We start from the raw sequence: 18,272 nt of genomic DNA on the forward strand, positions 1-18,272 counted from the left end.
GGGCGGCCGGTATCCCGCCCACGGCTCGGAGCACAGCCGAGAGAGCAGCCGTAAGAGCAAGTGTCGCTAACCCGCACTCCAGCGCGGGTTAGCGACACTTGCTCATCGGCGGCCGGCAACATCACGCCCGCCCGCCCGCGCGCCCGCCCGCGCGCCCGCCCGGGAGACGGCCGCCTGCCCCGCCCCCCGCCGGCGGCCGTGTCCCGGCAAGCCGGCGGCCGTGTCCCGGCAACCCGTCGGCCGTGTCCCGGCAACCCGTCGGCCGTGTCCCGGCAACCCGGCAGCCGCCTGCGGGCCCGACGGCCGCCACGCCCGTCACCGCGCCGCGCGGTCCCTACGCCACGAGCGGTGCGACCTCGCGTCCGATGAGGCGGACGTGGTCCAAGTCGGCCATGTCGAGGCACTGGAGGTAGACCGTCTCGGCGCCGGCGGCTCCCCACTCTTTCAGCCGTGACGCCACCTCTTGGGGGGTCCCGCACGCGCCGTTGGCCTTCAGCTCGTCGACCTCCCGGCCGATGGCCTTCGCCCGGCGAGCGACCTCGGCGTCGTCGCGTCCGCAGCACACGACCACCGCGCACGACCGGTGGATGCTGGCGGGGTCCCGGCCGGCGGCGGTGGCCGCCTGGCTGACCGCCGCGTTGAGGGTCGCCACCTGCTCGGGTGGACTGAAGGGGGTGTTGTACTCGGCGGCGAAGCGGGCGGCCAGGGCTGGGGTCCGCTTCGGCCCGACGCCGCCGATGATGAGCGGCGGCCCTCCGGCCTGCACCGGCTTGGGGAGAGCCGGGCTGGCCTTCACCTGGTAGTGGTTTCCTTGGAAGTCGAACGTGGCGCCGAGTTCGGTCGACCACAGGCCGGCGATGATCGCCAGCTGCTCCTCCAGGCGCTCGAAGCGTTCCTTGGTCGGGGGGAAGGGGATGCCGTACGCCTCGTGTTCCTCCTTGTACCACCCGGCGCCCAGGCCTAGCTCGACGCGCCCCCCGCTCATGGCGTCGACTTGCGCGACGGCGATCGCCAGCGGTCCGGGAAGGCGGAACGTGGCCGAGGTGACCATGGTCCCGAGGCGGATGGTGGTGGTGTCGCGGGCCAGGCCGGCCAGGGTGATCCACGCGTCGGTCGGACCCGGCATGCCGTCACCGCCGCCCATCGTGAGGTAGTGGTCGGAACGGAAGAAGGCGTCGAAGCCTTCCTCCTCGGCGCAGAGGGCGACGGCGAGCTGCTGCTCGTAGGTGGCCCCCAGCTGGGGTTCGGTGAAGATCCGTAGGCGCATGTCCTCAACCATCCCCGCGACACCCGTCGCCGTCACGTCGCGGGGCTACCCTTCCTGGGTGACCGAGGTTGCCGGCGGGCCTGCGACCGACCCCACCATCGATGCCGCGCTGCGGCGGGTCACCGGCGCCCTCAGCGCCCGCGAGGACCGGCCCGCGCAACGGGTGATGGCCGCTGCGGTGGCCAAGGCGGTGACCTCGCAGCGCCACCTGATCGTGCAGGCGGGTACGGGGACCGGTAAGAGCTTGGGGTACCTGGTGCCGGCACTGGTCCTCGGCGCCAGGGTGGTGGTGTCAACCGCGACCAAAGCGCTACAGGATCAGCTGGCCACCCGGGACCTGCCGCTGCTCGAGGAGCATCTAGGAGTGCCCTTCACCTGGGCGGTGCTCAAGGGCAGGAGCAACTACCTGTGCCGCCAGCGGGCGTCGGAGATCGGCGGGGCCGGCGATCAGCTCCCGCTGGGTGCTGGCACCAGCGAGGAGGCGGCGGCTCCTGAACCCGACGTGCAGCTGACCATCGACGGCACGTCGCCGCCGGCGCCGCTCAAAGCGAAGGGGGACCGGGCCGGACCGGCGCGGGGCCTGGCCGGCGCGGCCACGCCCACCTTGGCCGGCGGGTTCGACGCCGGTCTGGGCCCGCTCGGACGGGAGATCCGCCGGCTGATCGAGTGGGGCGAGCGGGCCCAGACCGGGGACCGGGCGGACCTGCCTTGGGAGCCGAGCGTCCACGCCTGGGCGCAGGTCAGCGTCGGGGTCCGGGACTGTCCGGGAGCCGCCAAGTGCCCCTCCGGTGACGTGTGCTTCGCCGAGGCGGCGAGGGACAAGGCGTCCCAAGCCGACGTCATCGTCGTCAACACCCACCTGTACGCCACCCACCTGGCGGCGGGCGGTGGGGTGCTTCCCGCCCACGACGTGGTGGTGTTCGACGAGGCCCACGAGCTGGAGGACATCGCCTCGGCCAGCCTGGGCTTCGAGCTCACCTCCGGCCGACTCGTGGCCCTGGCCCGCACCGCCCGGCCGCTGGTGGCCGACGCCGGGGCGGCCACCGCGGTGGAGGACGCCGCCGCGATCCTGGCCGACGCTTTGAGCTCCTCGGTGGGGCGGCGTCTTCCCCAGCCGCTCCCGGCCGACCTCGCCGAGCGCCTGACGCTGGTGCGAGAGCGGGTCGCGGCGCTCGGCGCGGCGGTCCGCAAAGGCGGCCAGGCCCAGGGCGCAAGCCAGGCGCCGGGCGCAGGGCAGACGCAGGGCGCAGGCCAGGCGCCGGGGGCCGGGCAGGCCCAGGGCTCGGGCCGGCAGGCGGGGGACGACGCCCCTCGCCGGCAGCGGGCCCAACAGGCCGGCCTGGGGCTGGTCGGCGACATCGACCAGGTCCTCGCCCTGGCAGCCGGCAAGGTGGCGTGGGTAGAAGGGCCGGCGCACGCCCCGGTCCTGCGGGTCGCTCCCATCGACGTCGGAGCCACTCTCCAGGCGCTCTTGTGGCAGGACCACGCCGCTCCGACCGCGGTTTGCACGAGCGCCACCATCCCGCCGCGGCTAGGGGAGCGCATCGGGCTTGCCCCCGGGTCCTACGACGAGCTCGACGTCGGGAGCCCCTTCGACTACCCGTCGCAGTCCCTCCTGTACTGCGCGATGCACCTGCCCGACCCCCGCCAGGCCGCCTACGAGCAGGCGATGCTCGACGAGCTGGTGGCGCTCATCGAGGCCGCCGGCGGCCGGACCCTGGCGCTGTTCACGAGCTGGCGGGCCATGCAGGCGGCCGCCCAGGACATCAGGGAACGGATCCCCTGGACCGTGCTCACCCAGGCCGACTTACCCAAGACCGCGCTGGTGGAGGCTTTCGCGGCGGACGAGCAGTCATGCCTGTTCGCCACCATGGGCTTCTGGCAGGGGGTGGACGTCCCCGGACCGGCGCTGTCGCTGGTCGTGATGGACAAGCTGCCGTTCCCCCGCCCCGACGACCCGCTGCTGCAGGCCCGGCGGGACCGCCTGGGGCGGGCCGCGTTCTCGACCATCGACGTGCCGAGGGCGGCCACCTTGCTGGCGCAGGGTGCCGGCCGGCTGATCCGGGCCGCCGACGACCGAGGTGTGGTCGCGGTGCTGGACCAGCGGCTCGGCACCGCGCGCTACAAATGGGACCTGGTCCGGGCCCTCCCGCCCATGCGCCGGACCCGCAGCCTGGCCGACGTCGTCGACTTTCTGGCTCCGGTGCGGGCCCGGGCCGTCGCCACCTGAGGGACCGCCGCCGCCGGATCAGCCCGGCCCGAGAAGGTACCGTGCTCGCAATGGACCTCGACGGCCTCGACCCGCACCGCATCCCGCGGCACGTGGCCTGCGTGATGGACGGCAACGGCCGCTGGGCGACCAAGCAGGGCCTACCCCGCACCGAAGGTCACCGAGCCGGCGAGGAGGCCCTCTTCGACGCCGCCCAGGGGGCGCTCGAACTAGGCATCCCGTACTTCACGGTCTACGCCTTCTCCACCGAGAACTGGCGCCGGCCGGGGGAAGAGGTCCGGTTCCTCCTGAACGTGATCGCGGACCAGCTGCTGACCCGGCGACGCGATGACCTGCACGCCCTGGGCGTGCGGATCCGTTTCATCGGCCGGCGGGACTGGCGAGTGCCACGGTGGGTGCTCAAGCGGATGGACGAGGCGGCCCGGCTAACCGAGCGCAACACAGCCATGACCCTCACCGTGGCGTTCAACTACGGCGGGCGGGCGGAGATCGTCGACGCGGTGCGGGCCCTCGTCGAGGAGGGCGTGCCGGCTAGGAAGATCGACGAGAAGGCCATCGCCCGCCACCTCTACGACCCGAGCATCCCCGACCCGGATCTGGTCATCCGCACCTCCGGCGAGTACCGGATCTCCAACTTCTTGATCTGGGAGTTGGCCTACAGCGAGCTGGTGTTCACCGACGTGCTGTGGCCGGACTTCCGCCGGGAAAACCTGCGCGAAGCAGTCCGCGAGTTCCAGGCCAGGGACCGCCGTTTCGGCAACACCGACAGCCGGCGGGGGCCGGACTAGCCGGTGCTGTACCGGGAGGAGGCGGTGGTCCTCAGGACCTACAAGCTGGGCGAGGCGGACCGCATCGTCGTCCTGGTGACCGAGGGTCGGGGAAAGGTCCGGGCGGTGGCAAAGGGGGTGCGCAAGACCAAGAGTCGCTTCGGTGGACGCTTGGAGCCGGCCAGCCGCGTGCAACTGCAGCTCTACGAGGGCCGCCAGCTCGACACCATCACCCAGGCCGAGTCGGTGGAGGTGTATCCCGAGATCCGCACCGACCTGACCCGGATGACCGATGCCATGGCCCTCCTCGAAGCGGTCGACCAGGTCGCGCAGGAGGGAGAACCCAACCCGGCCCTCTACCGGATGCTCGTCGGGGCCCTGCGTACCCTCACCGCCGCGCCCAGCGCCCTGCTCGTCGCCGGCTTCTACTGGAAGCTGCTGGCCCTGGAGGGGGTCACCCCGATGCTCGACGCCTGCGTGCGCTGCGGCGCCGGCGGACCAGGCACCAGCGGATCAGGCAACAGCGGACCAGGCAACGGCGGTGTGGATGGAGGGCCCGTCGAGCTGGTCGCATTCGACCCCGCGGAGGGCGGCGCCTTGTGCCGGGCCTGCCGGCGGGGGCCGGTGCTCACCCCAGAGGCCCTGGACCTGATCCGGGCCATCCTCGGCGGTGACCTGGCCCGGGCGCTCACCACCCCCACCGGGCCGGCGGCCGCGGAGGTCACCGACCTGGCCACCAGGGCGCTCGAGCACCATCTGGAGCGGCGGTTGCGCGCCGCGCACATGCTCAGCCACTGAGGCCATGCCCGGGCGGTCACTGCCGGGCGGTACCCTGCGCCCCCATGGATCCCGGGACGTCCGAAAAGCGGGTTGTGGAGATGGAAGAGATCGTCAGGCTGGCCAAGGCGCGGGGCTTCATCTTCCCGTCGGCCGAGATCTACGGCGGGTTCCGCAGCACCTACGACTACGGTCCGCTCGGGGTCAACATGCTCCGCAACGTCAAGAACGCGTGGTGGCGTTCGATGGTGCAGCTGCGCCACGACGTGGTCGGCCTCGACGCCGCGATCCTCTCCAGCCCGAAGATCTGGGCCGCCTCCGGTCACCTCGAAAACTTCACTGATCCCCTCGTCGACTGCCGCAACTGCAAGGAGCGGTGGCGAGCCGATCATCTCGAGCCGGGGCCCGACGGGCGGGTCCACTGCCCCAACTGCGATTCGACCGACCTGACCGAAGCCCGCGCGTTCAACCTGATGTTCAAGACGTTCGCGGGCCCCGTCGAGGACGAGAGCAACGCCGCGTACCTGCGTCCGGAGACGGCCCAAGGCCACTTCGTCAATTTTTCCAACGTCCTGCGCACGTCACGGAAGCGGCCGCCGTTCGGCATCGCCCAGGTCGGCAAGTCGTTCCGCAACGAGATCACGCCGGGCAACTTCGTGTTCCGGACGAGGGAGTTCGAGCAGATGGAGCTCGAGTACTTCGTCCCGCCCGCCGACGCCGCCAAGTGGTTCGACTACTGGTGCAACGAGCGCTTCGAGTGGTACGTCGACCTCGGCATCCCCCGGGACATGCTCCGGTTGCGGGCCCACGACAAAGACGAGCTGTCCCACTACAGCGCCGGCACCTCCGACGTCGAGTTTCTCTTCCCGTGGGGATGGGGCGAGCTCGAGGGCATCGCCAACCGCACCGACTACGACTTGAAGGCCCACTCCGCGGCCAGCGGCGAAAAGCTCGAGTACTTCGACCAGGCGACCGGCGAGCGCTACACCCCCTACGTGATCGAGCCGGCCGCCGGCGCGACCAGGACGATGATGGCGTTCCTCATCGCCGCCTACGACACCGACGAGGTGGCCGGCGAGACCCGCACGGTGCTGCGCCTCGACCCCCGCCTGGCGCCCTACCAGGTGGCGGTGCTTCCCCTGTCGCGCAAGGAGACACTCCTGCCGACCGCGCAGGAGGTGCTCGGGCTCCTGCAGCCGGTCGCGATGTGTGACTACGACGAGACCCAGGCCATCGGCCGGCGCTACCGCCGCCAGGACGAGATCGGCACCCCTCTTTGCGTCACGGTCGACTTCGATTCCCTCGAGGACCGGGCGGTGACGGTGCGCGACCGCGACACCACCGAGCAGGTCCGGGTGCCGATCGATCGGGTCGTCGAAGAAGTCCGCGCTCGCCTGGGTGGCTGAGACCCTCGGGTAAGTAGGCTCGACGCCGAGACCACACGAGAAGGGTTCGTCGATGCCGAACGTGTACGCCTTCGACCACAAGCACCGCAAGGCTCCGATGGAGATGAAGGATCTGCTTGGTGGCAAGGGAGCCAACCTGGCGGAGATGACGTCGGTGCTGGGCCTGCCCGTGCCCGCCGGCTTCACCATCACCACCGACGCCTGCCGTGCCTACATGCACGGCGGGTGGCCCGAGGGGCTGACCGGCGAGGTGGAGCGTCACGTCCGCCGCCTGGAGAAGGCGATGGGAAAGAAGCTGGGCGACTCCAGCGACCCGCTGCTCGTGAGTGTCCGCTCCGGGGCCAAGTTCTCGATGCCGGGGATGATGGACACGGTCCTCAACCTCGGTCTCAACGATGCGTCGGTGAAGGGCCTGGCCGACCAGACCAGTGACGATCGCTTCGCGTACGACTCGTACCGCCGGTTCATCTCCATGTACGGACGGATCGTGCTCGACATCCCCGGCGAGGAGTTCGATCAGCCCTTCGAGGACGCCAAGCGGGTGACCGGCGTGGCGACCGACGCGGAGATCCCCGCCGGCGACCTGGCCGACCTGTGCGAGAAGTACAAGGAAGTCGTCGAGCGCGCCACCGGTCAGCCCTTCCCGCAGGAGCCTTCCGATCAGCTGCAGGGGGCCATCGAGGCGGTCTTCCGCTCCTGGAACGGCGCCCGGGCCCGGGCCTATCGGATCCGGGAGAAGATCGACCACGAGCTGGGCACCGCGGTCAACGTGCAGGCCATGGTGTTCGGCAACCGCAACGACAACTCCGGCACCGGCGTCGGTTTCACCCGGGACCCGGCGACGGGCGCGCAGGGCGAGTACGGCGACTTCTTGGTCAACGCCCAAGGGGAGGACGTCGTGGCGGGCATCCGCAACACGCTTCCGCTCTCGGCGCTGCAGGAGCGCTTCCCGCACGTGCACACCGAGCTGATGGAGATCTTCGCCCGCCTCGAGGCGCACTACCGGGACATGTGCGACACCGAGTTCACGATCGAGGACGGCCGGCTGTGGATGCTGCAGACCCGGGTGGGGAAGCGGACCGGGAAGGCCGCGTTCAAGATGGCCGTCGACATGACCAAGCGCCAGGACTGGAAGCCGCCGCGAGGGGTCAAGCTGACCATCGACAAGCCGGCCCCGAAGCCGTGGCAGATCTCCAAGGAGGAGGCCATCAGCCGGGTCAGCGCGGATCACGCGGACCAGCTACTCCACCCGCAGTTCGCGGTCCGGCCGAGCAACCTGTTGACCAAGGCCCTGGCCGCGTCACCGGGCGCCGCGGTCGGCAAGGTGTACTTCACCGCGGACGAAGCGGTCGCCGCCGCGGAGCGCGGCGAAGCGGTGATCCTGGTCCGCTCCGAGACCTCGCCCGAGGACGTGCACGGCATGATCGCCGCCCAGGGCATCCTCACCAGCCGGGGCGGCCTGGTCAGCCACGCCGCGGTCGTCGCCCGCGGGTGGGGCAAGCCGGCGGTGGTCGGCGCCGAGAAGGTCCGCATCACCGGCCGTAGCTTCAGCGTCGGTGACATCACCGTCGCCGAAGGCGACGTCATCTCTCTAGACGGCGGCAGCGGCGAGGTGGCCCTAGGCGAGGTGGCCCTCAGTCCCGCCGAGCCGACCGAGGAGTTCCAAAGCGTCCTCAAGTGGGCTGACAGCGTCCGCAAGGGCAAGATGGCGGTTCGGGCCAACGCCGACAACGGGCCCGACGCGGCCAACGCCCGCCGCCTCGGGGCGGAGGGCATCGGGCTGTGCCGCACCGAGCACATGTTCCTCGCCGATGACCGGCTGCCGATCGTGCGGCGCATGATCCTGGCCGAAACGCCCGAGGAGGAGGACGCCGCGCTCGAGGAGCTGCGGGAGGCCCAGAAGCTGGACTTCGTCGCGATCCTTGAAGCGATGGACAACCTCCCGGTGACCGTCCGGCTGCTCGACCCGCCGCTCCACGAGTTCCTCCCCTCCATCGAGGAGCTGGAGCTGAAGGCCGCCACCAGCGGCCTCGACGCCGAGGAGCAGAAGCTGCTCGGTGCGGCCAAGGAGTGGCGTGAGGTCAACCCGATGCTCGGCACCCGCGGCGTGCGCCTCGGAGTGATCAAGCCCGGCCTCTACGCCATGCAGGTCCGGGCCCTGATGGAGGCGGCCAAGGAGCGCCTGGCTGCCGGTGGCAAGCCCCGGGTGGAGGTCATGATCCCCCTGACCGTCACCCGTGAGGAGCTGGCCCTGGCCCGCTCGTGGGTGGCTGGCGCCGTCGAGTCCGAGACCGCAGGCTTGCGCCGCAAGCTCGACGTGACCATCGGCACCATGATCGAGACGCCGCGCGCCGCGGTGCGAGCTGACGAGATCGCCGAAGTCGCCGACTTCTTCAGTTTCGGGACCAACGATCTCACCCAGATGACCTTTGGCTTCAGCCGCGACGACGTGGAAGGCCGCATGATGGCCGCCTATCTCGAAGCCGGCCTCCTCAAGCGCAACCCGTTCGAAACCATCGACCAGCCCGGAGTCGGGCAGCTGGTCCTCGACGCGGTGGCCCGCGGCCGGGCCACCGTTCCCGGCCTCAAGATGGGCGTCTGCGGTGAGCACGGCGGGGACCCCGAGTCCATCGCGTTCTTCCGCCGGGCCGGGCTCGACTACGTGTCCTGCTCGCCGTTCCGGGTGCCGATCGCCCGGCTGGCGGCTGCCCAGGCCGTGCTCGCCGACGGGTAGCCGAGTGGGAGGCTAGGCGGGTGGGCATCGTCGACGAGGACATCGCCCGGGTCCGGGCCGCGACCGACCTGGTCGCGGTCGCGAGCGAGCACATGGCGCTGCGCAAGGTCGGTCTCCAGTGGAGCGGGCTGTGCCCGTTCCACTCGGAGAAGAGCCCCTCGTTCTCGATCAACAACGAGCTCGGGGTCTACTACTGCTTCGGGTGCCAGGCCAGCGGCGACGCCATCAGCTTCGTGCGCGAGATGGAGCACCTGGACTTCGCCGACGCGGTGGAACGCCTGGCCGCGAAGGCCGGCATCACCCTCCGCTACGACGACGCCGCCACCGGACGCAACCAGGTCCGCCGGGCCAAGATCTACGAGACCCTCGAGGCGGCCATCGCCTGGTACCACCAGCAGTTGAAGGCGTCCACCGCGCCCGACGCCAACGCGGCCCGCCGCTACCTGCGCCGCGAGCGCGGCTACGACAGTGACGTGGTCACCAAGTACCAGCTCGGTTGGGCGCCCGACGGGTGGGACCACCTGGTCAAAGCCATGCGGGTGCCGCCCCAGGCGCTCGTCGAGGCCGGTCTGGCCACGCTCAACGACCGGGGCCGCTACAACGACTTCTTCCGGGGTCGGCTGCTGTTCCCGATCTTCGATGCCAGCGGGCGGCCTTTGGGGGCCGGCGGCCGGATGCTCCCCGGCGGACGGCCGCCCAAGTACAAAAACACCGCCGGGACCGCGGTCTACGACAAAAGCCAGGTCCTCTACGGCCTCAACTGGGCCAAGCGCGACGTGGTCGAGCGCGGCCGCATCGTGATCTGCGAGGGCTACACCGACGTCATCGGGCTTCACCGCGCCGGCATCGGCGAGGCCGTCGCCACCTGCGGCACCGCCCTGGCCGACGGGCACATCAAGCTGCTGACCCGCTTCGCCCGCAAGGTGGTCCTGGCCTACGACGCCGACGGCGCCGGCCAGGCCGCGGCGGAGCACTTCTACGAGTGGGAGCGCCGCTTCGATCTCGACATCAGAGTCGCGGCCCTGCCGCCGGGCGCCGACCCCGCCGACCTGGCCCGCAGCGACCCCGACGCCCTCAAGGCGGCGATCGACGACGCCCGCCCCTACCTCGGGTTCCGCCTGGCCAGGCTGTTCGCCGCCGCCGACCTGAGCACCCCGGAGGGCCGGGCCCGGGCCGCGACCACCGCAATGGCGCTGGTCCGGGAGCACCCGAGCGACCTGGTCCAAGACCAGTACCTGATGGAGGTGGCGGACCGTTGCCGGCTCAGCCCGGACCGGCTGCGGACCATGGAGGCCGCGCCTCCAGGAGGCGAAGGCTCTGGCCGGAGCGCTGCCTCAGGGCCGGCCCCGGGAGCGGCACCGGGCGGGAGCCGCCGCGCCGGCGGGACCCCGCCGGGCCACGACCGCCGTCCGGGACCGGCCTCGTCGGCCATATCGGACGGCACCGGCGCGCCTGCGGTAGGCGGCGCGGAGCTCGAGGCGCTGCGCCTTGCCGTGCACCGCCCCGAGGAGCTGGCCGGGCGCCTCGAGCGGGTCCTTTTCGCCCACCCCCTGGCCGTCGCTGCGTTCGACGCCCTCGCCGGCGCTTCCACCCTCCACGAGGCGATCGAGTGGGCCGATCCCCAGACCGCCGGCCTGTTGCAGCGCCTGGCCGTCGAACCGCCCGAGGAGGAAACCGACGACGTCATGGTCCGCCTGGTCGAGCGGGCCGGCAAGCGGGCGCTCGACGAGCTCGGCGCGGAGATGCGCTCCGCCCCCGACCCGAGCCCGTACGCGCCGCTCACCGCCTGGCTCAAACTGGCGTTGGAGATGCTCCGCCCGCCCGAGGGCGAAGACCCGAAAGCGGCCCAAGGTGCCGAAGTCGCACTGGTAGATTGGCTCGTGGCCCGTAGCCAGCCGGAGACCGATCCGGGGACTGTCGACCCGGACCCGTCGCCGGCACCCACCGAGCAGCAGGCGTCATGATGAACGAGTCGATAGCTGCGCCGTTCACGACCGAAGGTGCCCCGACGGTGGATTTCGCAGCTCTGCTGCTCCTCGGACGCGAGCGCGGTTATCTGACACCCGACGACGTGATGGCCGTCCTCGAGTCAGTCGAGCTCACCCCCGCCCTCATCGACGCGGTCGTCGGCCGGGTCAAAGCCGAGGGGATCGAGTGGCGCGACGACCACGTGCTCGCCGACCACGAAGGCCTGGGGCTGGGGCAGGGAGCCGACGCGGCCGTCGACCCCGACCCGCTCTTCGACGCCGACGACGATGACGTGCTCGTCGACGATGACGTGCTCGTGGACGGTGAGGTGCTTGTCGACGATGACGTGCTCGTCGACGACGACGTGCTGCCCGTTGAGGATGCAGGCGACGACGATGTTCTCGTCGAGCTCGGTGAGCTAGACGGGGTGGATGGGGGACCCGTCGTCGGGCCAGGGGTCGGAGCGGGACGCCCGCCGTCGGGTCTAGGGAGCTTCGCTGCCCTGCCCCCGGACGCCCGGGCGCGTGACGCCGCCGAGCTGCTCGGTGGTGCGGCCGTCCTCGACAGCGAGGCGGTCGCCGTCCAGGCCGACGGCGGCCTCATCGTGCCTCCCGGTGTCGACATCAACGACGACTCGACATCGGCAGCGCTGGCTCGGCTGGTCGGCCCGACATCGTTCCGTCACCGTGGGCGCCTGTCGGTCGCAGATCTACGCGTCGATCTCGACGCCTTCTCCGGGGGCAGCTCCGACCCGGTCCGCATGTACCTCAAGGAGATCGGGCGGGTCCCGCTGCTCACCGGCGCCGAGGAGGTCGTGCTGGCCCGCTGTGTCGAGGCCGGCCTGGCGGCGACGCAGCGGATCATGGCCCGGGCCGAGGCCGGCGAGCACGACCGCCAAGCGCTGCTCCGCGACCGCCGGCTGGCCAGCGAGGGCGTCGCCGCGAAGCGCATCTTGGTCGAGGCCAACCTCCGCTTGGTCGTCTCCATCGCCAAGCGGTACCGCAACCGAGGAATGGCCCTCCTGGACCTCATCCAAGAGGGCAACCTCGGCCTGATGCGGGCGGTCGACAAGTTCGACTACACGAAGGGCTTCAAGTTCTCCACCTACGCCACATGGTGGATCCGCCAGGCGATCACCCGGGCCATCGCCGACCAGGCTCGCACCATCCGTATCCCGGTCCACATGGTGGAGACCATCAACAAGGTGGTGCGGGTCCAGCGTCAGCTGCTCCAGGACTTCGGCCGTGAGCCGACGATGGAGGAGGTCGCCGCCCGCACCGAGCTGTCAGCTGCCCGGGTCCGCGAGATCCTCAGGGTCAGCCAGGAGACGGTCTCACTCGAGCAGCCGATGGGCGACGACGACTTCAGCCTGTCGGACCTGATCGAGGACGAGTCGGCCATCGCCCCCTCCGACGCGGCCACCCGGGCCATGCTCAACGAGGCGGTCAACCTGGCTCTCTCCGAGCTCTCCGAGCGCGAGCAGCGCGTCGTGCGCCTGCGTTTCGGTCTCGACGACGGGCAGATGCGCACTCTCGAGGAGGTCGGCAAGGAATTCGGGGTCACCCGCGAGCGGATCCGCCAGATCGAGTCGAAGACGCTGGCCAAGCTGCGCCACCCGCTGCGCAGCGGCCACCTGCGCGACTACCTCGACGGCGAGTAGGTCGCCGGCCCGAAGCGAGGTCCCGCCTTGCGATCAGTCGCCGGCGACGAGGGCGTCGATGCGCTTGGCCTGATCGATGTCCAGCTTGGTGACGCCCCCGGCGTCGTGGGTGCGCAAGGTGAAGGTGACGGTGCGCCACCGGATGTCGATGTCGGGATGGTGGTTCATCTCTTCGGCGATGTCGGCCACCGCCCTGACCAGATCGATCGCAGCGGGGAAGCTGTCGGTCTCGATGGTCCGGGTGATGCCTTCGAGGTCGCCCTCCCATCCGTCGAGAGCGGCGACGGCGTGGGCCAGGTCGGCGGCTGGCAGCGGTACGGGACGGTCGGGCACGGCTCCATTCCTACTGGTGGGCGGACCCCTCTGGGGGGATGGTAGATTGTCCCTCCGGCAATCCGGGGTAGCTCAATCGGCAGAGCAAATGACTGTTAATCATTAGGTTGAGAGTTCGAGTCTCTCCCCCGGAGCCATCCGCCTCCCCGCCACCGGCGGCCAGCAGCGCCGTCGGCAGGCCCGAGACCGACCGGCCGCTTCGGTAGGCTGCGGCGGGCTCGTAGCTCAGTGGTCAGAGCGCGGGACTCATAATCCCTTGGTCGCGGGTTCGATCCCCGCCGGGCCCACCGAGGAAATCCCTGGTCAGACTTCGAGACCCTGGGCCTTGGCTGCCGGCGATGTCGATGTAGTCGCGGTCGATTTGGTCGCTCGCTTCGCCACGGCTGAACAGCGCACGACTTTCGCAGCCAGGTCTGCTCACTCAGGACTGGGCCGACAACCATCTGGGCCGCGTGACCCCAAACCGGGCCCAGCTCCCGAATGGCTCAAACGTGGCCCAAACGAAGGGCTACGAAGAGCGTCGCGACGTCGGGCTGCTGGCGATCGCCAGGCGGTCCCGGCCCTTGCGCTTCGCCTCGTAGAGGGCGACGTCCGCCCGGGCGACCAGATCCTCCGGACTGTCGCCGAGCGTCCAGGCGGTCACGCCGACCGAGCAAGTCTGAGGGTGCGGCGTGGCTACCCGCAGGCGCTCGAGCAATTGTGTGGCGGCGCCGATCCCGCAGCCCGGGAGCAGCACGGCGAACTCCTCGCCTCCATAGCGGGCCAAGACGTCGGTGGACCGCAGCGTGCTTCGCCAAGCCTCCGCCGCCTTGCGGAGCATGGCGTCGCCCGAGGTGTGGCCGTAGCGGTCGTTGAAGCGTTTGAACTCGTCTAGGTCTATGACCGCCAGCGACAGGGCCTGGTCGCCAGCCGAGGCCCGGTCGAACGCTTCGGCGAGCGCCTCTTCCCACGCTCGCCGGTTCGGCAGGCCGGTCAGGGCGTCGGTCCTGGCCAGCGCACCTTCCTCGCGCAGTTGTTCGTGCCGCTGCTGCTCGAGCTCCTTTCGCACGGTGATGTCGCGGGCCACTGCGTACTTGCGCCGGCCGTCTGACCGAGCAGACCACAGCAGCCACCTCCACGAACCGTCCTTGGCCAGGTACCGATTCTCGAAGTTGGACACCGTGCCGGGAGCCTTCTCCAAGGCCCCGGCGTGGATCTCGGTGGCGGCTAGGTCATCGGGGTGGATCAGTTCCCGGAACGGTCGGGCCATGAGCTCGGCTCGGGTCCACCCGAACGTGTGCTCCCATTGTTCGCTGAGCCGGGTGAAGTAGCCGTCGAGGCTGGCTTCGACCAAAAGGTCGTTCGACATCGCGAACCACGACCGGTCCGCGGCCCTGGCCTGCCAGCCTGACCGGCGGGCGGCAGCCAACCAGCCAGGAATGGCGAGTGCCACCGCGAGCGTCAGGTAGCCGAGCGGGCCGAGCGCGTTGGGACCTCGAGTCGCCCACGTCGCCGCCAGGGCCAGACCCAGGACCGTGGCGCCCACCGCCCCCCACCGACCGAGGGACCACCCGGTGGCGGTGACCGGCAACAGGTAAAGCACGGCGACGGCCTCGGGGTCGGGGCGGCCCCCGACTAGGCCCAGCGCGGTGACGCCGACGAACATCGCCACCGCTGCCCCCAGGGGTGCAGCTGTCCCCAGAGCCGCCTCGAAGCTCCCGAGGTACTTCCTTGCGTCGCGCCGGCCCCGGCGTCCGATCGCCCATCGGCGAGGTCGGCGAACGGCAGCGAGAACGGCCCGCCTCCGAGTCGACGAGTTGGAGTGCATTCCCCCTATCATCGACCAATAGCGCCTTAAAGTTGAGCGCACCCACGCCGGTGTCGGCCCCGCGGCGAAGGGATGTGGGCCATCCGGGACTGAGATCCCCTACAGTCCTTCCCTGGGGCCGGGGTGTGGCCGGCACGAGCAGCGGGGCTGGATCGACGTGCGACGACACTTCCGATGGCGGGGCGGGAGCCACTTTGAGGGCGCGGATCGGCGACGGTACCTCCTGTGCACGGCCGGCGGGGCGCTACTGGCGGTGTCCACCGCGATGCCCTGGGTACAGGTGGTGTTCCTCGGCAATTTGAACCTATTTCGCCTGAGTTCGGTCACCCACCTCTTCGGCTACCTGCCGATAACCATGGTCGCAGCCGGCGCGCTTCTCGCCGTGGCTGGCTACTTCGGCGTCGGCATCCGGCTCCTAGGTTGGATGGCCTTGGTGGTCGTCGTTGCGACTCTGACCGCGGGCGGCCGCGACTTCTACGAGTTGTACCGGTCGGTCCGCCACCTGAGAGGCCTGGCCAGCTTCGGGGTTGGCGCTTACGCGGCGGCAGCCGGGCTGGTCTGCCTCGGAATCCTGGTGGTACGCACCGTGCAGGCACGCCGGGCCGACCCCGCAACGGGCAGCGTCACCCGCCGGCGCCCGACCCCGGCAAGCGAAGCGCCGGCGGACCGCTCTCCGGGATGGAAACCGGATCCTTGGGGAGTCGGAGGTTGCCGTCGCTACTGGGACGGGGCCTCGTGGACGTCGGACACCTCGGCTCGTCCGTCGTGAGCCAACCGGGCGAATCCCCGGCCCGGACCGCCTCGCAGGCGGCTTCCGCCGCGGTGGTCGACCGGACCTCGGCCGGCGACTGCCCTTCGCCCGCTCCGCCGGATCCCTCCCGCCGGGCCTCGGGCCGGCTGGTCGGCCTGGACGCGGTTCGCGGGGGGATGCTGCTGGTCAGTGTGGGCGTCGACTCGTGGGTCAACGTGCCCGCCTGGTTCGACCACGCGGGGTGGATCGGGATCCACCCGATGGACTGGATCTTCCCCGTGTTTGTGACGCTGTCAGGCTGCGGCCTGGCGTTCGCGAACGCTCGACGGGTCCGAGTGAAGCCCGCCATCCGGCGGATCGTGATCCTCTGCGTGGTCGGCCTCGTCTACAACTACATCATCTCGTCGGGGGCGCCGTTCCGCTTCTCGACCCTGCGGTACCCGGGCGTGCTTCAGCTCTACGCCGGCGTGGTGACCGGCATCGTGCTGCTGCACATGGTCCTCAAGGGGTGGAAGTCGTGGGCCTGGGCGACCGCCGTGATGGCGTGCAGCTACACGCTGTTGCTGGCGGCGTGGTCCGCGCACTGCGGCGGGCGGCTGACCACGTCATGCAACCCGTCTCACGTGATCGATTATGCGGTCTTCGGTCCTGGTCACCTTTATGTGGCCGGGACACTCGGCTACGACCCCGAGGGAGTGCCGTCCATCTTGGGCGCGTTGGTGGTGGCAAGCATGGGGGCGACTATCGGGCACCTGATCCTCGAGTACCGCCGGCGGGGGCCGGTGGAGGTCGCGCTGGCTGGCGGTGCGGTGCTGATCGCGGCCCTCGGCTTTGCACAAGCCCTCGATCTGATCGTGCCCGCCTTCAAGAAGCAGTGGACGCCCCCGTTCGACCTCCTGCTCGCGACCGCGGCGGGCGTCTTGTTGCTCGCCGGTCACCTGGTGTTCGACCGCCGCCGGGCGTCGGGCACCACCGCTCCCGACGCCCGGTTCCCGGTGTGGGTGCTCGTCGCGCTGGGACGCAACAGTCTTTTCGTTTACTTCGGCTCTCATGCGCTGACCGCGTGGCTCGGCGCGCACACCTCGGGCGGCAGACCACTGCTCGTCCACCTCGAGCAAGCCATTGCGGTAGGCGGGCACCCGCAGGCGACCCTGACCGTCGCCCTCGAGGCGCTGTGGATAGGTCTCGCCGCGGTCCTCCACTGGCGGAAGATCTACCTGCGCCCGTGACCACCGAGCCGAAGGGCAGCGGCGGAGTGCGTCGCCGCAGCGCGCCGGCGCTGGCCGGAGCGTTGTGCGTCACGTTGCTGATCGCGGCCGCCGTCCTGTCCCGGGTGACAGCCACCTGGTCGGCGGCGGTGCCGGTGTGTCAGACGATGTCGGCTCAGGGTTCCAGCACGTGGAGCAGCGCGTGGCGTTCCAGCAACGCACGGGACCGCAACCGTCGCACGGCCTGGGCCAGTGCCGGCCATCCGAGCCCCGAAGCGACGGAGTGGCTGGCGTTCGGGTTCGGCCCCGGGACCGTCGACTCGGTGCAGCTGACGGTCCCCAAGCCGAGCGGGCGCCCGGCGTCGTGGCCGGGCACTCTCACCGTCGATTACTCCACAGGGGCGGCTTGGGTGCCGGCCCCCCTGGTAGGCGGCCACCAGGGCACGGTCTCGGTGTCGCGCGCCGAAACGGCGACACTCTCGTTGCCCCTCGCCCACCCGGTGCTCGCCAACGGATTCTTGATCACCGCGACGAACTTGCCGAGGATGGAGGCCTCCAGCGAATACGCGCTCCAGCTGGCGGAGGTGTCTGTCTCCTGCGCCAAACCCGGCAGCTGGTCGTGGCTCCGGTAGCGTCGACCGCCGGCTCGCGAACAGCGCTCGACGGGGTGCTGCTCAGGGCTCCCTGGTCAGGTCAATGACGTCGTCGGCGAGCGATCCGCCGTCCCGGATGACCGAAGCGTTGGTGGCGTTCAGGCGGTCCAGGGCCACCTCCAGCTCACGGAAGAGCACCGCCAGCTGCGCCGCCGGACCGGCCAGCGACGGGTACTCGTCGGCCATGCGGGCGGCGAAGTCCTCGTAGCGATCCGCCAGGCCGGAACAATGGCTGCTCTCTTCGTCCAACTCCGTCACCGTGTGGGTGAGCCGGTCGACCGACTTCGAAAGCTCGATTCCCTTGGTCCGCAGCCGGGTCGACGCCTCAGAGGAGTCCATGGGATCCATGATCACCGCTGCGAGACGTCACCGCCAGGCTTTCTTCCGGGACTTCCCGGGCCTGACTCTGCGTGGGCGGCCCCTCACCGATGCGGGTCTCGCGGCCCGGAGCCGGGCGTGGCCGCCAGGGGAGTCAGCGGTAGCGGTCCTTGGTGTCACCGCCGACCTCGTTGCGGGCGGTCGGGCCTCCGTGGCCTGACGCCCGCCCGAGCGGAGCACCGTCCTCGGCGGCCTCCGGAGCGATCTCGTCGTCGACCGCCCTGGTGGCCTCGGCCGGAACCTTGTCGCGGTCTTCGGGCTCCACTGGCGTGAGTTGGTCGCGATCCTTGGGCATAGGGGGTCGTACCCGCCGGCGGCCCCGCTATGCCGGGG

General features: G+C 70.7%; 15 protein-coding genes, 2 tRNA genes and 1 pseudogene. 13 read left to right on the forward strand and 5 right to left on the reverse strand.

Features of this window, described 5'->3' with window-relative positions; translation table 11 throughout:
* Positions 1–334: 334 nt before the first annotated feature.
* Positions 335–1,267 carry an LLM class F420-dependent oxidoreductase gene (locus K6U06_RS06065; RefSeq protein ID WP_410050998.1) on the reverse strand — a complete coding sequence of 311 codons (933 nt, stop codon included), beginning with the start codon at positions 1,265–1,267 and terminating at the stop codon, positions 335–337.
* 58 nt (positions 1,268–1,325) lie between these two features.
* Between K6U06_RS06065 and K6U06_RS24500 the strand changes: the two genes are divergently transcribed.
* The 8 genes and pseudogenes from K6U06_RS24500 (at position 1,326) to rpoD (ending at position 12,809) form a co-directional block, all read left to right on the forward strand.
* On the forward strand, positions 1,326–3,497 hold the full coding sequence (locus K6U06_RS24500; RefSeq protein WP_316044692.1) for an ATP-dependent DNA helicase: 2,172 nt from the start codon (positions 1,326–1,328) through the stop codon (positions 3,495–3,497).
* Positions 3,498–3,547: 50 nt separating this feature from the next.
* Positions 3,548–4,285 carry a polyprenyl diphosphate synthase gene (gene uppS / locus K6U06_RS06080; RefSeq protein WP_262321019.1) on the forward strand — a complete coding sequence of 246 codons (738 nt, stop codon included), beginning with the start codon at positions 3,548–3,550 and terminating at the stop codon, positions 4,283–4,285.
* Positions 4,286–4,288: 3 nt separating this feature from the next.
* Positions 4,289–5,062 carry a DNA repair protein RecO gene (gene recO, locus K6U06_RS06085; RefSeq protein ID WP_262321020.1) on the forward strand — a complete coding sequence of 258 codons (774 nt, stop codon included), beginning with the start codon at positions 4,289–4,291 and terminating at the stop codon, positions 5,060–5,062.
* A gap of 44 nt (positions 5,063–5,106) precedes the next feature.
* On the forward strand, positions 5,107–6,447 hold the full coding sequence (locus K6U06_RS06090) for a glycine--tRNA ligase (protein WP_262321021.1): 1,341 nt from the start codon (positions 5,107–5,109) through the stop codon (positions 6,445–6,447).
* 52 nt (positions 6,448–6,499) lie between these two features.
* Entirely contained in the window at positions 6,500–9,181 is a 2,682-nt protein-coding gene (gene ppdK / locus K6U06_RS06095; RefSeq protein ID WP_262321022.1) for a pyruvate, phosphate dikinase, read from the forward strand.
* Positions 9,182–9,201: 20 nt separating this feature from the next.
* Positions 9,202–11,145, forward strand: a complete 1,944-nt coding sequence (dnaG, locus tag K6U06_RS06100; RefSeq protein ID WP_262321023.1) for a DNA primase — start codon at positions 9,202–9,204, stop codon at positions 11,143–11,145.
* Positions 11,145–11,333: pseudogene (locus K6U06_RS24630) on the forward strand (RNA polymerase sigma factor region1.1 domain-containing protein); the annotation flags it as partial. The gene dnaG and the pseudogene K6U06_RS24630, both read left to right, overlap by 1 nt.
* Before the next feature lie 417 nt (positions 11,334–11,750).
* Positions 11,751–12,809, forward strand: coding sequence for an RNA polymerase sigma factor RpoD (gene rpoD / locus K6U06_RS24505; RefSeq protein ID WP_410050999.1), 1,059 nt, complete (start codon positions 11,751–11,753; stop codon positions 12,807–12,809).
* 33 nt (positions 12,810–12,842) lie between these two features.
* Here rpoD and K6U06_RS06115 read toward each other — a convergent pair whose 3' ends face one another.
* A complete protein-coding gene (locus K6U06_RS06115) occupies positions 12,843–13,142 on the reverse strand; it encodes a 4a-hydroxytetrahydrobiopterin dehydratase (protein ID WP_262321024.1) in 300 nt (99 codons plus the stop codon).
* A 61-nt stretch (positions 13,143–13,203) separates the two neighbouring features.
* On the opposite strand from K6U06_RS06115, the gene K6U06_RS06120 reads away from it, so the two are divergent.
* Both K6U06_RS06120 and K6U06_RS06125 read left to right on the forward strand, forming a co-directional pair.
* Positions 13,204–13,279 (forward strand) — tRNA-Asn (locus K6U06_RS06120).
* A gap of 77 nt (positions 13,280–13,356) precedes the next feature.
* Positions 13,357–13,429: transfer RNA gene (locus K6U06_RS06125), tRNA-Ile, on the forward strand.
* Positions 13,430–13,650: 221 nt separating this feature from the next.
* On the opposite strand, the gene K6U06_RS06130 is transcribed toward K6U06_RS06125, so the two are convergent.
* Positions 13,651–14,787 carry a sensor domain-containing diguanylate cyclase gene (locus K6U06_RS06130; protein WP_262321321.1) on the reverse strand — a complete coding sequence of 379 codons (1,137 nt, stop codon included), beginning with the start codon at positions 14,785–14,787 and terminating at the stop codon, positions 13,651–13,653.
* Positions 14,788–15,214: 427 nt separating this feature from the next.
* On the opposite strand from K6U06_RS06130, the gene K6U06_RS06135 reads away from it, so the two are divergent.
* Genes K6U06_RS06135 through K6U06_RS06145 form a run of 3 tightly spaced genes read left to right on the forward strand, consistent with a single transcriptional unit; the run spans position 15,215 to position 17,540 of the window.
* Complete coding sequence (locus K6U06_RS06135; protein ID WP_262321025.1) at positions 15,215–15,718, forward strand: DUF2510 domain-containing protein; 504 nt, start codon at positions 15,215–15,217, stop codon at positions 15,716–15,718.
* Positions 15,715–16,929 (forward strand): hypothetical protein, encoded by a 1,215-nt coding sequence (locus K6U06_RS06140; protein WP_262321026.1) that lies wholly within the window; start codon positions 15,715–15,717, stop codon positions 16,927–16,929. The genes K6U06_RS06135 and K6U06_RS06140 overlap by 4 nt, the downstream gene beginning before the upstream one ends.
* Entirely contained in the window at positions 16,926–17,540 is a 615-nt protein-coding gene (locus K6U06_RS06145; RefSeq protein ID WP_262321027.1) for a discoidin domain-containing protein, read from the forward strand. Before K6U06_RS06140 ends, K6U06_RS06145 begins: the two co-directional genes overlap by 4 nt.
* A 42-nt stretch (positions 17,541–17,582) precedes the next feature.
* Here the strand turns inward: K6U06_RS06145 and K6U06_RS06150 are convergent, their stop codons facing one another.
* Positions 17,583–17,900, reverse strand: coding sequence for a DUF677 domain-containing protein (locus K6U06_RS06150; protein WP_262321028.1), 318 nt, complete (start codon positions 17,898–17,900; stop codon positions 17,583–17,585).
* 133 nt (positions 17,901–18,033) lie between these two features.
* The gene (locus K6U06_RS06155) at positions 18,034–18,234 is read right to left on the reverse strand and encodes a hypothetical protein (RefSeq protein ID WP_262321029.1); all 201 of its coding nucleotides are present in this window, start codon (positions 18,232–18,234) and stop codon (positions 18,034–18,036) included.
* Positions 18,235–18,272: the final 38 nt, after the last annotated feature.

The sequence above is a fragment of the Acidiferrimicrobium sp. IK genome (assembly GCF_025499425.1).
Lineage (GTDB): Bacteria > Actinomycetota > Acidimicrobiia > Acidimicrobiales > Palsa-688 > Acidiferrimicrobium.

Coding starts and splice junctions, on each gene's coding strand:
- K6U06_RS06065 (WP_410050998.1), bottom strand. CDS start 1,267: ATGCGCCTACGGATCTTCACCGAACCCCAGCTGGGGGCCACCTACGAG.
- uppS (WP_262321019.1), top strand. CDS start 3,548: ATGGACCTCGACGGCCTCGACCCGCACCGCATCCCGCGGCACGTGGCC.
- K6U06_RS06090 (WP_262321021.1), top strand. CDS start 5,107: ATGGATCCCGGGACGTCCGAAAAGCGGGTTGTGGAGATGGAAGAGATC.
- ppdK (WP_262321022.1), top strand. CDS start 6,500: ATGCCGAACGTGTACGCCTTCGACCACAAGCACCGCAAGGCTCCGATG.
- K6U06_RS06130 (WP_262321321.1), bottom strand. CDS start 14,787: ATGTTCGTCGGCGTCACCGCGCTGGGCCTAGTCGGGGGCCGCCCCGAC.
- K6U06_RS06135 (WP_262321025.1), top strand. CDS start 15,215: ATGCCCTGGGTACAGGTGGTGTTCCTCGGCAATTTGAACCTATTTCGC.
- K6U06_RS06150 (WP_262321028.1), bottom strand. CDS start 17,900: ATGGACTCCTCTGAGGCGTCGACCCGGCTGCGGACCAAGGGAATCGAG.
- K6U06_RS06155 (WP_262321029.1), bottom strand. CDS start 18,234: ATGCCCAAGGATCGCGACCAACTCACGCCAGTGGAGCCCGAAGACCGC.